Genomic DNA, 14102 nt, shown 5'->3' with positions numbered 1-14102 from the left:
CTCTTTTTGGAGCCGGATCGCCATCAGATTTACATAGGTATAGCAAAAATCAGGAGGCGATCTAATGCTTCAGCTTTCAACAGAAGATATGATTTTGTTGGTAAACAAGTGGGTATCTGACTTGGCAAGGGAGAACCATATTACTCCTGTTTTCAAAGGGTATCACAATGGTCAATACGGCAGCTACACGAAGAATCCTGGCTTCTACAAGAGCATTCGATTTCAAAAGGATGACCTTGATGTCTACATCGATTACGATGATGAAGATGAAAGTGGGCTGTTTAAAGTCACTATTCTAAATGATGTTGTTGGCGAGCAATTGAAGTGGGCTAATCCGACTTCCCTATCTAAATTGAAAGAGCTTCTTGGGATGATGAAGCAACCGTCCGCCGCGCTTATAAATTACATCAACGAGCAAGCAACTTAGGTAGACCGCTAATCTCAATTTAAAGCCGTTCCTCCCCCCTCAGGGGTATCGAACGGCTTTTTCTATTCTCTTACCTATTCCCCTCACCTATCCATCAATCATAAAGCTCCTTGCAATTACTAAATAATTACGGTAACGTACAAGCACAATTTGCAAAGGAGGGATGAAAATGGTAGGAAATGGTGTCTCACAAGCCGGTAAGATTTTGGCTCTGGACAGCTTTCAGCCATTGCTTTGGTTGCCATCCAAAGAAGCTTGTAATCCAGATGAATTACCTGCTTTAATAAGGCAGTCTCTCGAGGATTGTCGGGATATTGAGCTTGACGCCAAGTCCACCGATGATTTTTCGCTTTTGGAAGACCAGTTTTCGAAGATCATGAAGCAGCTGAAGGATAGCCTGACCGTTTCCCAATATGAACAGTTGCAGATCTGGTGTAAAGTGAACCAAGATAACATGTCTCGAAGGTATGAAGGGGTCTATCTGGCTGGAGCCAGGATCGGGATCAAGTTTGCCAAACAATGCGAAAGCATTGGTTAAAAGGAGGGCATTTTTCTTGGAATGTCACTATCGGAATGTATCTCAAAAGACCTTGACGGAGGACATTGGTTTACCTGCTTGTATTGGAACTGCACTTTTAAATGAGATGAGGTTGATCGTTTTAGCCAATCGGGATAAAGATGTACCTGAGGAAGATCGACATCGTGAGCAGCAGCTTATAGCAGATCTGAAAAAATCCTTGTCTGATGACCAGCTTGAACTGGTAACTGCCCTGCAGGAAGTGATGGACAGGAAGTCATTATTCGTTAAGGAGTTTATGTTTTTCAGCGGGGTCAAGCAGGGGATCAGCTTTTACAAAGCGTATCATTCTACTTAATTTTTCGATCTCCTGTGTGGATGGCTAAAGATGCAATATACGATTGCTCGGATAAGTGGTAAAATAATAAGTAGTTTTAATTAAAGTTCCTCTCAAAGGTGGGGTAATTTTGGCAAGATCAACGGTTCAGTGGTCAACGTATAAAATAATTAACCAAATGAGGAAGCAGATCAATTTCGACCTTCCATTCCAGCGTCGATATGTTCGTCGAAAGGATCGCAGTTGGCAAAGCCTTTTAATGCACACAGTCTTGACCGATGGTTACATTCCGAACTTATTGGTTTGGAAAAACGGTGACGTTCTCGATAGCAATGCAAGAAAGCCCGATCACATCTATTATGCAGTTGATTGTCTCCAACGTTTGAACACTTTGTTTTTATTCGTTGATGACGGTTTTGCTTTGTCCGATGACACACCGATGGTCGGAGACATATCCGTTTCAGGTTTGAAGTTTAGCGAGTTGCCTGAAGACCTTCAGCAAGCAGTGCTAAATTATAGCTTCTCCGTAACGATTTTCGATGAATCGTATTCCCTTGAGGACGTAGAGGAGATTTTCTACCGAGTTAATCAAACCAAGCCGTTATCGGATATTGAGCAGTCTCAAGTTCTACTTGGTGAGGATAACCGTTCAATCCTGAAACGCATCACGGAATCCGAGCTTTTCCAAAGAATCAATTTTACCAAAGCCGATATCGAGAGGTATGTTGATCGGAAAACGGTTGTCCAAGTTATCGCCCTTCTTTCTGGACGAGATATGTCTTTTTCCGGCAAGGATATGAAGTTGTATATGCGTGAGATTGGGAAGACGCCAATTGATCCAGTGATTGTTAGCGAGATTGAAAAAAGTGCTGAATACATGATGGAGGGCTTCCAAGATTGGACTTTGAACATGTTTAAGAGGCTAAAGAAATCGGTTGTTCCCTCCCTCTTTGTTGCAGCACGAAAAGCGCAGGAAAAGAATTTGTCAGCGGCAGAGTTCGGACAGTGGGCGCAAAAATTCCTGATTGATGAATACGACAAGGATTCTGAATTTGGTGAGACCTTAAGCAGAAAAACGGCTAATAAAGAAGTTATACAAAGACGAACGGATCTTATGGTTCAAGATTTAGAAGCCTTTGCCAATTCCTTAGCGCAAGGAAATTGATTTTTTGCGTCATACGACAGTATGGGAACGGTTTGACCATATTTGCTAAAGGGACATTGCGACTGGAGGTCAGCAATATCCCTTTTTTATTGGGAGTTAACCAAATTCAAGACGATTGATAAACCTCTGTTGAATCAAGAAGTGGTATTTTTTCGTTTGGATTAGCAATCCATTCATGGGGGTAACTCATTGAGCTTTGGTTTTGATTAACTCATTATCGTGGATACCCACAAGCTCATAAGCCCTACCGACCATTTCTTTATCTTTTCCATAGAGATGGGTCGCTTTATAGATAATCCCACTTTGTGTAGCTACATGGTTCAGGTTTTGAACCATGTATTCCGAATTGCATAATGCTACGACCCGTTTACTGTATTTCAATAGTTCTTGTTGGAATATTACTGCACGTTCTGCAACCTCTGGAGAATAAACGGCAATTTCACCGTCAGGTGTTTTCATATCCCGATGATCGACTAAGACGTTCAATTCCTCTGTCCCAAACGCAGTGCAAACACCGATGATAACTGAAGATAGATAATCAACATCACGTTTACCTGAAAATAACCCTTCCACCTGAAATGCCAATAGTTTCTTCTCACTGTCAATATGGTATTTAAATCTTTGTTTAAACGGTTTCTCAAAATCTTTAGGTTGATATGCAGGGGTTGTCGAAAATCTTTCGTTAGAGAATAGATATTCGACTGATACACAGAGTGCTGACGCGATCTTCTCAATATTGACGATACTGATATTTCGTTCCCCGCGCTCCACTCCGCTGATGTATGTTCGATCCAGCCCCGCTCGATGAGCCAGCATTTCTTGTGACATTCCGCATCTGGCTCGAAGTTCCCTAACCCTTTGACCAAATTCTGCTCGAATGTCCAATTAAATTTAACCTCCCGTCTTACGAAAACATATCTATTTAATTTTATCGGTATAAAGAGTCACGAATTGTACAATTTCAGTCGATGATGTGACTTAAAGTCAACAGACGAATTTAACGGTTTTCATTAAAATATGGGTTAAAAATTTTGTCGTAAGAGGGTGGTTCAAAAGTCATGTTTCAATCGGGGGTATAGTGTAGTTGTTTCAATATACTTGAAGTATTTTTGAAAATCAGGACTGTTGTTAACAATGGAGAAAAGGAGTCGATAAAAGATGAAGAGAATTTCTACAGTTCTAGTTTTCACCTTGATGATTTCTTTATTCGCATCGGTATCTGTTTTTGCAGCAAGTGAGACCAAGATTGAAACTGAACAAGGCGGATATGTGACTTTATCTAATATTGTTAAAGAAGTTGAACTGATTAGAGAAGATCCTCAAGGAAGTGATAAGGCTTATATTTCTGATGGTGCAGTCACCTTAAAAATCGTAGGTGATGACCCCCATCCTACTATTAATTATTATAAAGATGCGGAAATAACTGATGGTTTCTTCGTACCTGCAGGCGAAAGCAAATCTGTTGAGGTAACCGGCAACAGTGTTACCTTCACTGAACCGGGATATTATTCCGGATTTGTTTACTTTGGTGGTGACTTCTCTTTTTCCAGTACTGCAACCTTCGTTATTCAAGTAGTTGGAGGGTCGGCAGATAAACCGGCTTCTTCATCTGAGAAAATCCCTGCGACTGCGACTGCAAAACCAACTAATTCTAAAGTACTGGTCAATGGTAAGGAAGTTTCCTTCCAAGCCTACAACATCAACGGTAACAACTACTTCAAACTCCGCGACATCGCAATGGTTTTGAATGGAACCGAAAAGAGCTTTGAAGTGGGATGGGACGGGAAGAAGAATGCGATCTCTCTCGAATCGGGTAAAGCGTATACGGCAGTTGGAGGCGAGTTGGTAGTTGCCGAAAAACCTGCAACGGCGGAGGCGAAACTTTCCACTTCGACAATTTATCTTGATGGTAAGGAAGTCAAACTGACAGCCTATTTGATCAACGGTAACAATTATTTCAAATTGCGGGATGTAGCGGCGGTCATCGATTTTGGGGTAACTTGGGACGGAGCAACGAATACCATTAGTATTGATTCCTCGACGGGGTATGTAGAGGATTAATTGTGATTTGCTATGTAGTTACTGTATAGGAAGAATGACATACTCCTTTTGTCGGACGAGATCTGTTCTGATAGAAGGAGTATTTCAATTTATATTGAATTATTGTGTATACCTTTCTTCGATACCAGATGAAAGAGGGAGAAACATGTCGAAAATTCATCTTAATGAATTGTTGCCTGATAATTTTAATCGAGTGACAAAAATATATAATGGCACAGAATTGTTGTTTGTATATGAATTAGGAAAGTATTCCAAACTGTTGTTGGGTAAAGAATTGGATTTATCAAATGTAACAATTGAAGAGAGTATTAAGAATAGTGAGTATTTTAGTTTTGTTGTTTATAACGGTTTGAATGTGGGAGGTAATTTTGAAAAATCCAAACTGGTAGCATTTGATGAGAGGAAATTTTTCACTGAATCGGTTGAAGGGGTTGTATTCAAAAAAGAAAATGAGAACGAAGTTATATATGATTTCCACTATGACGTAGTATCAAATTCATTGATGAATGATAGTTTTAACAAATCAGCAGCATATATAAGTCTAGTGGCTTTTATAATCGTAAAAAGAGTCAGAGATAGGATCAAGATTCCGAGAATTGTTATTGATCATGCAAATTATCTTCCTCAAAGATTTGAGTACGTTGATTTACAGATATTAATGACTTACGGGAATAAGCTGTTAGATGGTATAGTTGAATTTCCATTTAAACAAAAAGAGAATCCCTATGATAATTTTTTTGATATGATGCGTGATTTTGTGGACAATAAATTAAAGGTTCATTTCTTAAACCTTGATTGGCTTGCATTTGTGATGCATAATCGTCAACTTGGAACGATGAATAGAAGTTACGGTATGAAGGAAAAATACCAGTATTTACGAGGTAACTTTGAAATTGGGGATGTAGTACTTCTTTATGAAAGAGTTAATGTAAAGAAAAGTGATCCAGGTGATTTGATCTCTTGCTACCCTGCTGTCTTAAGAGAGTTTGGTGAAGATTATCTGACTTTAGAATACTATCCCATTATTCGCTCCAAAGTTACTCAATATGTAATACATAATTCTTTTAATGCATTACCTAAAGAGTCTCGAATGGCTAAAAATGTTCCAACAAATAAGGTAACAAAATATGATGGTATTGTAACTGTATTGGAAGATAAGGAGTTACGGTTTGAAAATGACAGTTATTTTATTAGTAGGGTCGAGAAGTTACATTTGCTAGATATAGGGATTGACACAAGTACTTATATGGAAACAAGGTTTTTCATAAAGCCGATAGAGGTTCTAGAGGGCGATGGGTCAAAGCAGTATTTGGCTACAGAGCTTGGGATAGGTCAGTATTGGTTATCTACTCTTGATACTATATATCTGATATTTGAGGAACACAAAGTGGATTACAATAAAGAAAGGTTCCGTAAATTGTATTATGAAAGTTTCAATCGGGAGCCGGGGTATTCTATCAAAGAACTTCAATTTTGGGAGTGGAATAATGGCATACGGTAAGAAAACGACCTATTATTTGAAAATGTTAGCAATGGGTCAAGAGATTATAGATTCGTTATCAGAAGAGCAATACAAATATCTATCAAGCAAGTCAGGAACCTTACACTTCAAACGGTTATTGGGATTTCAATCGATACTGGATAAGCGTTCAAAAGGCGGTAATGGAGAAAAGGAAGATTGTCCAACAAAAGTGGGTATTACATTAACATCAGATGAAGATATTGAAGTTCCCGTGATAAATATCTTATTAAATAATAAAACAGGTATTGATTATAAGCGCGATGTTTCATTACGAAAAGTAAAAGCAAACGAAGAATTTGATTTATCTTATTACGAGATGATGTTTCTTATTATCAGAGATGAATACTGTGGATATTTTGAGGCGAACGGTGATCCGCGCGGTGGATACGTTGCATTTAATTGGAGAGCGTATTCTAATGGAAAAGCAAAATTACCGACTCCAATGATACAATTTAAGCGTAATAGACCAGAAAAAACGAGAAGTGTTTACGAGAAACTAATTCGACCGATTACTTCCTTCATTGTTCCAATTGATGAAAAAGGTCCAGATGGTAGTTGGATAGTTCAGCCGCGATATCGTGAGAAGTTTGGACCTTTATTGGAAAAAATGTTAAAGGATAAAGTGAAGGGGAAAGAACGTTCTAAACAGGCATTAAGAGAGTACCGATTAACGCATTAATTATATGGATCGGTATTCGTCACTATGGATGGGGTTGGGTAATATGGGGTGAATACGGCTTGAAAAAGAGAAAAGTTTGTATTGATGATGCAGATTTTCAACGAGCGATTATATTCCAAAGAGATTTAGAAGTATGGATCGCTGGAGAGTTGGACACCGTTGGGAAGATTGAATCGTTCACTAATGATTCAGTCAAAATGGCAGATGGTAATCATTACTTGAGAATGAATTGTAAATTCTTCATGGTGTGAGTTAAGAATGATTTGGATGCGCCGCGGCACTATCAATAGTTATTTTTAATTGAGTTCAGATAATCTGATTCTCGGTCGGATATTGAAATCCGACTTTTTTCATTTGAGTAATCTGAAGGCGTTGTATGGGGATTATGTTCATTTACAGACACTTCGTAAAATTTCTACAGAGAAATCTTTGAAAAGTATCGAGAAACCCTCTGAATTTGGAGTGTAAAGCAGAGCTTTTTTATATAGTATAACCAACCATTATCCCTGCTTTCAGGCAATTTCAATGTGTATCGGATTATGAGTTGGAATCTATATGAAGGAGCTGATTTTTTATGGCGGACGATAATGGAAAAGTTGATCCGAGGGTGGTCAGAAGCAGGAAAATAATACCTTTTGTCACGAGAAGTCAAAGACTGGCTGAGGATATCATGAGAATTTTCGGGATAAAAGAGAGTATCATTGAATCTTTCAAAGAAGGTCGTGTTCTTAGGACGAACTACATTCATTACAATAAGATTTTTCAATCCGAACCAACTGAACAAGATCTTGAGGTAATATCTGATTTGCTGGAACAAGGACAACTTGTGTATCACATCTTGCTTGCAATTGATATGGACGGAAAGGAAATCGACATTTCGAGTGAGTATCCTACATATGTTTTTGATAACTTAATCACGAAGAAATGTTATCTTTGCGTTCCGACAAATATTTATGAAGAAGCACTTCATGAAGAGGGATATGAAGGAAGTACTCGTCAGGAAACAATTCAAAATTATATCGATCAGACACTTTTTGAGGCTCAACAAGGCGTCCTTAATGCGTATGTAACGGATGACTCCAATGAAAAATATTCTTTCTGCAAAATTGAGGTAACTGTTATCAGAGAAAATTTAGTGTTGGTGACATGATGGTTTTGGTTTTGTTTGAATTATGGTGAAATAGTCCGATTTTCCGTTTTAGTGACGGAGAATCGGACTTTTTTGTTTTTCATAAAATTTTTTACATATCTAACGAGAAAATCGGATCTAAGACTTTGTAATTGGTATTTTTGTATTTTGGGAAGGGCTTAAATATAAAATTTTGATCGTTTATATGAAGTCGGTAATGGGTCTTGTCATAATTCTGGGAGTCATGTTTCTTCGGGGGTGTATGTTCTGTTTTTATGAGGGGGTCTGTTTATTATTCAAGGGGTTTATTTTCATTTGGATAGGGTGTTGAAATCATTATTCGGAGAATGAATAAGAGATTTTTCACATAGGACATGGGGTTATTGCTCCAAATCGCTTTAAGGAGTAGTGATACGCATGTCTAGTGTTAAAGATCTAAATAAAAAGGTTGTAGGACAAAATCCGAATGGCATAGGGATTGGTGATGGGAGTGTGATCACCAAGATGAGTAAAAAGAAAAGGCAAAAGAAAATTACTTTCACGTATGTTCCGAATGGGACAAAATACACTCCAAAACAGATCGCTGAGTATGAAGCTAAGGAAGAGCAATTGATTAAATATATTATGGAACATTTATTATTCACTGAGAAGGCTTCTGTAAATTGAGAAGCCTTCTTTTCTTTACTCTTTCCCATACTTTGATTATAATGATGACAAATCATTGTAAACAAGGTGATATTTAATGGCGATTGGAATTTATGCACGGGTTTCAACATTACAACAAACAGATAATACAAGTCTCGATGAACAGATTAGACTTTGTAAAGAGAAAGCAAAGGAACTGGGTTATTTTGAATCAAACATAATCATTTATAGGGAAGAGGGACGAAGTGGTGAAGATATTGATACAAGGGTTGAACTCACAAAGTTACGAGAAGATGTTGCGAGTGGTCGAGTCTCAGCAATTATTTGTACTCACCCAGACCGTTTCAGCAGAGATCTTACAGATAAACTAATTGCATGTCGTGAGTTTGAAAAGAATGGTGCGAAGTTATATTTTACCGATACACAATTTAATGATTCGCCTGAAGGTCAGTTGTTTTTTAATATTATGTCCGCAATTGCGTCTTATGAATTGGCGTTGATCAGGAAAAGAACGATTCGGGGAAGATTGTCCAAAGTTAAAAATGCAAAAAAGATAATGCCAATGAGAGTTGCACCGTTTGGTTACGACAAAGATGAAAATGGACAGCTTGTTATCAATGATGTTGAACGACAATATGTCCAAATGATTTATGAGTGGTATGTTTTTGAGAAATTGACACTAAGGGAAATTGGAGAACGTCTCTACGGAAAGATAGAGCCTAAACGAGGAGAAAGTCCGAATTGGAATGCATCAAGTATTAGACGGATTTTAACATCAGAAATATACATAGGTAAGTATTACTACAATCGTAGAGCCACTGAGAAAAAACGGGGTGAATTGACAGTCGGGGGTAATCCGAAGAAAACATACAAAATTAGACCTGAAGAAGAATGGTTAACAGTTGATGTCACTCCAATTGTTGATGAGGAGCTCTGGAAATTGGCACAGCAGCAAAGAATACAAAATGATACGACTAAACATGTTGGGAACAAGAAGTATGAGTACCTGTTGAAATCCTTGTTAAAGTGCGGTCACTGTGGGAGAACATATCAAGCGACAACGTACAAAGGAGCTAAGAATAAAGAAACTGGGGAAATAATGAAGAGTCGGAGTTACAGATGTCCTAATAAAAACCCAAGAAAATATGGACCAGAAGTCAAAAAGTGTGAAGCTCCAGCTTTAAATGCTGATCTAATCGAGGATTTTATTTGGAATCAGGTACTTGAGATAGTTACTAATCCTGAGAAGTTTGTATCACGTATCAAAAATAAAGGTAATGATTCGATTTCAGGTGTTAGAGAAAAGTTGGCTGTATTAGAAAAGCAGTTGCTAAAGAAAAAGCAAGCACTTGAGAAGGCAGAACGTTCTTATTTTGAAGCAGAGACTTTAGAAGATGAGAAGCGATATGACAATCATCGGAAAATATATAAGAAAGAAATCGCAGCGTTAGAAGATGAGATTGTGAATTATCAGTCCAAAATCGATTCTCATCGGATGGAGGAACTAACAGTCGATCAAATAATGAGTCAGGTTGAAAAGTTACGTGAAAGAATATCAAACAGCAGTGAAGTACCTTTTGAGTTAAAGCGAAACATTATTGAAATGTTATATGATGAGATTATTATCACTGTTAAAAAGCCAGCAGATGGTGATACAGCAGATGGGACAGAGTTAAGTATTACATCCGTTGGACTTTTTGATAAGTGGTATCAAGAAGAAAAAAATACCGGACTTTGTTCACAATCTCAAGAAGTTCGACAACACCGGCGAGGATCTGGAGGATTTGATCTCGATCGGCACGATCGGGCTGATTAAGGCCATCGAAAGCTTCCGTCTAGGAAAAGGCACAAAATTGGCAACGTTTGCGGCGCGGTGTATCGAAAACGAGATTCTCATGCATTTGAGATCGCTGAAAAAAACGCGGAAGGACGTATCTTTGCATGATCCGATCGGGACGGATAAGGAAGGCAATGAGATTACCCTGATCGATATTTTGGGGACGGAAGCGGATGACGTGGTGGATCGGGTACAGCTCAAAATGGAAAAGAGCAAAATATACCGGAACCTCGATATATTGGACGCACGGGAGCAGGAAGTGATCAAAGGGCGGTTCGGGCTGGAGCATGGGGGAGAAGAACGGACCCAGCGCGAAATCGCCAAGGAACTGGGGATCAGCCGCAGTTACGTGTCCCGGATCGAAAAAAGAGCGCTCATGAAGCTGTATCATGAGTTTTATAAGCAGAAGAAGTGAGATTATTTTAAGCGAATGATTAGTGCTGATAAGAAAAAGTCCAATATTTATTAAGGACTTTTTCTTATTTTTGCTTTAGCCTAGTCATAACTATTTTGCTTTTTTAATATTGCTGTCAGGCGGGCCATGGACAAGAACATGACCGCGAATAGCACCATCAGATAATATGGGAACATACTAACGCCAAGCGTTTGTGCCAGCAAGCCAAACAGCGGAGGCATTAGTGCGATTCCCACGTAGGAGACGGCCATCTGAGCGCCCATCATCGACTGTGAGATTTCTTTCCCGAAGTTTTTTGGCGTCAAGTGGAGGAGATTCGGGAAGATCGGTGCGTTGCCAAGGCCGACCAAAAACAGGGCGGCAGCCGATACAGCTGTGGGCAATGGCAGCATGAGCACCACAATCGCGGCAACGAGGATACTTTGTCCGATATGAATCAATTTCCAACTCGTCAGCTTATCCGCCAATAAGCCTGACAGCAACCTTCCCGCCGCCATTCCGACGTAATACAAAGTAAGGCTTTTGGCTGCGCTCTCTGCAGACAAGCCTTTGGTATATACCAGAAAGGTGCTTCCCCAAACGCCGGCAGTGTATTCAATCGCACAGGAACTGATGAGTATCAACCACACCGCTCTTGCCGAAGACAGCTTAAACAGATATGCGATACTGACCGTTTTAAAAACTTCATCCTTCGCCTCCTGCTTGTTCTGGTTGGCTTTCTTCCATATCGGCAACGAAAACAGGGCAATCAATGCGATGACACTTTGTATGATGAATACAGTGTAGTAGCCGCCCCGCCAGTTGTTCTGCTCCGAAAGCGCAAGCGACATCAAATACGGGCTTAAAGAAACCCCGATACCATAAAAGCAATGCAGAAAATTCATATGGGTGGACTTATAGTGGAGCGCCACGTAATTGTTGAGCGCTGAATCTACAGCCCCAGCCCCTAGTCCGAGCGGAATGGCAAACAGGCAAAACCACGCCAGGTTTTGCGAAAAAGAAAAGCCAAGCAGAGCAACAGAGGTCATAACGACGCTTATTGCCGTGACCTTGCCCGTTCCGTATTTGTTAATCACCTTTGCACTTACCAGACTGGAAATAATTGTACATCCTGAAATGGTAAACGTAACATACCCCGCCGCCGAAACCGGCAAGCCGAATTCCTGATTAATCGCAGGCCAGGCGGTCCCGAACAATGAATCCGGTATCCCCAAACTGATGAATGCGATGTAGATGATCATTAAAAGCAGTGTAGCCATAATTCCCTCCTGTGATATTGTAAAATAAAGGGATTTCATACCAAGTTGCCTGGACAGGAATTTAAATATATCACAAAATGATGTCGATTTTCTTGCAGAATTACGCGAAATTATAGTACAATATCGCAAAAAAAGGGGGTGCTTGAATTGCAGTCAGCGGTTGTTACGGATGAACGGCTTCGGGAGTTGGCAACACATGGCTCCAAACAATTCCCGATCCAATATTACCTGGACGATACTGACAATTTCCCGAATCACAACGTCAATCGACATTGGCATGACGAATTGGAGTTTGCCGTCATTCAGGAAGGAACGGCGGATTATCTGATCGGAGAAGAAATCGTGCAGCTCGGCAAAGGGGATGGAATTTTCATTAATTCGAGAATAATTCACGGTTATGAGGCAGGGGGAAGAGCGGTTGTGCCCAATATCGTATTTTCTCCGGAGCTGATTTCGGGCGGAAATCAAATGGTATACCAAAAATTTATACAACCTATATTATGCTCTCGAATCTCTTGCTTATATTTAAGCAGCCAGATAGATTGGCAAAATGAGATTCTGCAATCCTTGCAACAGATATTCCACTTATTGAATTCAGAGGAAGAGACAAGGGAAATCGACGTACAGATCAATATCGCCTCCATCTGGCGCACATTGTATCTGCATCAGCAGTCCTGCATGGAATTGCCGCAAACCGCGGGTTTTCTGACCACTCAGGAACGGTTGCGGCTAATGCTGGAGTTCATTTATGAGAATTATACGGAAAGAATCCGCCTTGCGGATATAGCGTCTGCCGCCAAGGTAAGCAGAAGCGAGGCGCTGCGCTGCTTCAAGGAAGGAGCAGATGCTTCTCCTGTAGACTATCTGATCCAATTCCGCTTGAATAAAGCCAGAGAACTGCTGCAAACCACAGAAAATACCGTTACGGAAATTGCCGCAACGGTCGGTTTTGAGAATGCCGGATATTTTGGCCGGATGTTTAAGAAGGCATTTGGGGTCACACCAAAATATCTGCGAAAGCACTAGCGCAGCAAGAAGGGGTGCAAGGCAGTGGGGGTTAGACTGGTATTAAATTATTTTCAGCAGGCTACGATGAAGAAGAGGATCATGTTTGTTTTCGCAACTGGCACATTGGTTCCCTTTATTTGTGTACGGGAATTTCCTATTATAAACGGGCACTCATTTTCTCCTTAAGATATTGCTCAAACTCAAATGTAATAAAATCAATAATATTGTGTATGAAACTGGAGGTGAAATGAGTCTCATCAGAGTCTTCAGAATAAGTTGAAATATTAAAGACAGAATGATGACTAAGCCAGTTTTGACTGGTGTTTGTAAAGGATATAACCGGAATTTTTTTAAGTAAAGGTATGGCCAAGGCTTCTTTCATGGCATGATTTTCGCCGGAAAACGAAAATACAATCAACAGATCCTCGGGTTCCAATTTTTCGATGACCGCGCTTGTTAAATGAGTTCCGATGTCTAACGGGATCAGGCTCATGCTGATGCCCATTTTTAAGAAATTGCGTTGCAGCATCTGCGCTTGAAGCTGCTGGGTCAATCCTGTAGACAGCAAATAAATACGCTTACTATTATAGATTTTGTCATACAGCTTTAATAAATCCATTTGCTTTGTTTTATTCAAGATATTAATCAATTGCTGCCCAACATGCTCAATCGGAATGACCGGAGGAGTCTGATTATTGTGATTGTCCCATTGAATCAGATATTTAAATTCCGAGTAGCCTGAAAAGCCCAGCTTTTGTACAAATCTGAATATGGAGGACTTGGAGGTAAAGCTTTTTTCAGCCAGTTCCACAATACTGAGGTTAGAAATCTCCGCTTTGTGGCTCAGAATAAAAGCAGCGATTTGGTGATCCAGTTCATTTAGTTTGGCATAGTGCTTCTCTAAGATTTTTTCAAACTTCATCGTAAATCCTTTCTTTCCCAATCATTTTCTGAATGTTGGACAATTTCCCAAGGTTCCTTGAAAGTGTTTTTTTTCGTTTGCAGCGACTTTATACTAAGTTTATCGTAAGCGCTTGCTTAAATGCAATGGTTCGACTAATCCGGATTAGAACTACTTGCAGCTACGGAAGGAGCAAACAG

The 14102-nt window shown here is 39.8% G+C and carries 15 protein-coding genes; 12 read left to right on the top strand and 3 right to left on the bottom strand.

Annotated elements, in window-relative coordinates:
• Positions 1–64 precede the first annotated feature (64 nt).
• From NYE69_RS26145 to NYE69_RS26130, 4 genes are all read left to right on the top strand, one after another.
• The gene (locus tag NYE69_RS26145; RefSeq protein ID WP_340928634.1) at positions 65–427 is read left to right on the top strand and encodes a hypothetical protein; all 363 of its coding nucleotides are present in this window, start codon (positions 65–67) and stop codon (positions 425–427) included.
• A 169-nt stretch (positions 428–596) separates the two neighbouring features.
• Positions 597–965 carry a hypothetical protein gene (locus NYE69_RS26140; RefSeq protein WP_340928632.1) on the top strand — a complete coding sequence of 123 codons (369 nt, stop codon included), beginning with the start codon at positions 597–599 and terminating at the stop codon, positions 963–965.
• 16 nt (positions 966–981) lie between these two features.
• Complete coding sequence (locus tag NYE69_RS26135; protein WP_340928630.1) at positions 982–1302, top strand: hypothetical protein; 321 nt, start codon at positions 982–984, stop codon at positions 1300–1302.
• Positions 1303–1411: 109 nt separating this feature from the next.
• On the top strand, positions 1412–2446 hold the full coding sequence (locus NYE69_RS26130; protein WP_340928628.1) for a DUF262 domain-containing protein: 1035 nt from the start codon (positions 1412–1414) through the stop codon (positions 2444–2446).
• 186 nt (positions 2447–2632) lie between these two features.
• Here the strand turns inward: NYE69_RS26130 and NYE69_RS26125 are convergent, their stop codons facing one another.
• Positions 2633–3331 carry a helix-turn-helix domain-containing protein gene (locus NYE69_RS26125; RefSeq protein WP_340928626.1) on the bottom strand — a complete coding sequence of 233 codons (699 nt, stop codon included), beginning with the start codon at positions 3329–3331 and terminating at the stop codon, positions 2633–2635.
• A 273-nt stretch (positions 3332–3604) separates the two neighbouring features.
• Here NYE69_RS26125 and NYE69_RS26120 point away from each other — a divergent pair, with 273 nt between their 5' ends.
• The 7 genes from NYE69_RS26120 to sigK all read left to right on the top strand — a co-directional run bounded on the left by NYE69_RS26120 (position 3605) and on the right by sigK (position 10734).
• Complete coding sequence (locus tag NYE69_RS26120; RefSeq protein ID WP_340928623.1) at positions 3605–4507, top strand: stalk domain-containing protein; 903 nt, start codon at positions 3605–3607, stop codon at positions 4505–4507.
• A 145-nt stretch (positions 4508–4652) separates the two neighbouring features.
• A complete protein-coding gene (locus tag NYE69_RS26115) occupies positions 4653–6008 on the top strand; it encodes a hypothetical protein (RefSeq protein WP_340928621.1) in 1356 nt (451 codons plus the stop codon).
• Positions 5995–6708, top strand: coding sequence for a hypothetical protein (locus tag NYE69_RS26110; RefSeq protein ID WP_340928619.1), 714 nt, complete (start codon positions 5995–5997; stop codon positions 6706–6708). The genes NYE69_RS26115 and NYE69_RS26110 overlap by 14 nt, the downstream gene beginning before the upstream one ends.
• A 574-nt stretch (positions 6709–7282) precedes the next feature.
• Positions 7283–7858 carry a hypothetical protein gene (locus NYE69_RS26105; protein WP_340928618.1) on the top strand — a complete coding sequence of 192 codons (576 nt, stop codon included), beginning with the start codon at positions 7283–7285 and terminating at the stop codon, positions 7856–7858.
• A gap of 396 nt (positions 7859–8254) precedes the next feature.
• Complete coding sequence (locus NYE69_RS26100; RefSeq protein WP_340928616.1) at positions 8255–8503, top strand: hypothetical protein; 249 nt, start codon at positions 8255–8257, stop codon at positions 8501–8503.
• A 76-nt stretch (positions 8504–8579) separates the two neighbouring features.
• Entirely contained in the window at positions 8580–10298 is a 1719-nt protein-coding gene (locus tag NYE69_RS26095) for a recombinase family protein (protein WP_340928614.1), read from the top strand.
• Positions 10180–10734 (top strand): RNA polymerase sporulation sigma factor SigK, encoded by a 555-nt coding sequence (gene sigK, locus NYE69_RS26090; protein WP_340928612.1) that lies wholly within the window; start codon positions 10180–10182, stop codon positions 10732–10734. The genes NYE69_RS26095 and sigK overlap by 119 nt, the downstream gene beginning before the upstream one ends.
• A gap of 80 nt (positions 10735–10814) precedes the next feature.
• Here sigK and NYE69_RS26085 read toward each other — a convergent pair whose 3' ends face one another.
• Entirely contained in the window at positions 10815–11993 is a 1179-nt protein-coding gene (locus tag NYE69_RS26085; protein WP_340928610.1) for an MFS transporter, read from the bottom strand.
• 147 nt (positions 11994–12140) lie between these two features.
• On the opposite strand from NYE69_RS26085, the gene NYE69_RS26080 reads away from it, so the two are divergent.
• Positions 12141–13019, top strand: a complete 879-nt coding sequence (locus tag NYE69_RS26080) for a helix-turn-helix transcriptional regulator (RefSeq protein ID WP_340928607.1) — start codon at positions 12141–12143, stop codon at positions 13017–13019.
• Between the two features lie 139 nt (positions 13020–13158).
• Here the strand turns inward: NYE69_RS26080 and NYE69_RS26075 are convergent, their stop codons facing one another.
• The gene (locus NYE69_RS26075) at positions 13159–13923 is read right to left on the bottom strand and encodes a MurR/RpiR family transcriptional regulator (protein WP_340928606.1); all 765 of its coding nucleotides are present in this window, start codon (positions 13921–13923) and stop codon (positions 13159–13161) included.
• Between the last annotated feature and the right edge of the window lie 179 nt (positions 13924–14102).

Source organism: Paenibacillus sp. FSL R5-0527 (genome assembly GCF_038008055.1).
Classification (GTDB): domain Bacteria; phylum Bacillota; class Bacilli; order Paenibacillales; family Paenibacillaceae; genus Fontibacillus; species Fontibacillus macerans.
This window is presented reverse-complemented; position numbering and strand designations above follow the sequence as displayed.

What these genes read in the sequence shown, in the direction of transcription:
- NYE69_RS26095 (WP_340928614.1), top strand. Translation starts at nt 8,580, where the DNA reads ATGGCGATTGGAATTTATGCACGGGTTTCAACATTACAACAAACAGAT.
- NYE69_RS26100 (WP_340928616.1), top strand. Translation starts at nt 8,255, where the DNA reads ATGTCTAGTGTTAAAGATCTAAATAAAAAGGTTGTAGGACAAAATCCG.
- NYE69_RS26105 (WP_340928618.1), top strand. Translation starts at nt 7,283, where the DNA reads ATGGCGGACGATAATGGAAAAGTTGATCCGAGGGTGGTCAGAAGCAGG.
- NYE69_RS26120 (WP_340928623.1), top strand. Translation starts at nt 3,605, where the DNA reads ATGAAGAGAATTTCTACAGTTCTAGTTTTCACCTTGATGATTTCTTTA.
- NYE69_RS26110 (WP_340928619.1), top strand. Translation starts at nt 5,995, where the DNA reads ATGGCATACGGTAAGAAAACGACCTATTATTTGAAAATGTTAGCAATG.
- NYE69_RS26140 (WP_340928632.1), top strand. Translation starts at nt 597, where the DNA reads ATGGTAGGAAATGGTGTCTCACAAGCCGGTAAGATTTTGGCTCTGGAC.
- NYE69_RS26075 (WP_340928606.1), bottom strand. Translation starts at nt 13,923, where the DNA reads ATGAAGTTTGAAAAAATCTTAGAGAAGCACTATGCCAAACTAAATGAA.
- NYE69_RS26145 (WP_340928634.1), top strand. Translation starts at nt 65, where the DNA reads ATGCTTCAGCTTTCAACAGAAGATATGATTTTGTTGGTAAACAAGTGG.
- NYE69_RS26115 (WP_340928621.1), top strand. Translation starts at nt 4,653, where the DNA reads ATGTCGAAAATTCATCTTAATGAATTGTTGCCTGATAATTTTAATCGA.
- NYE69_RS26085 (WP_340928610.1), bottom strand. Translation starts at nt 11,993, where the DNA reads ATGGCTACACTGCTTTTAATGATCATCTACATCGCATTCATCAGTTTG.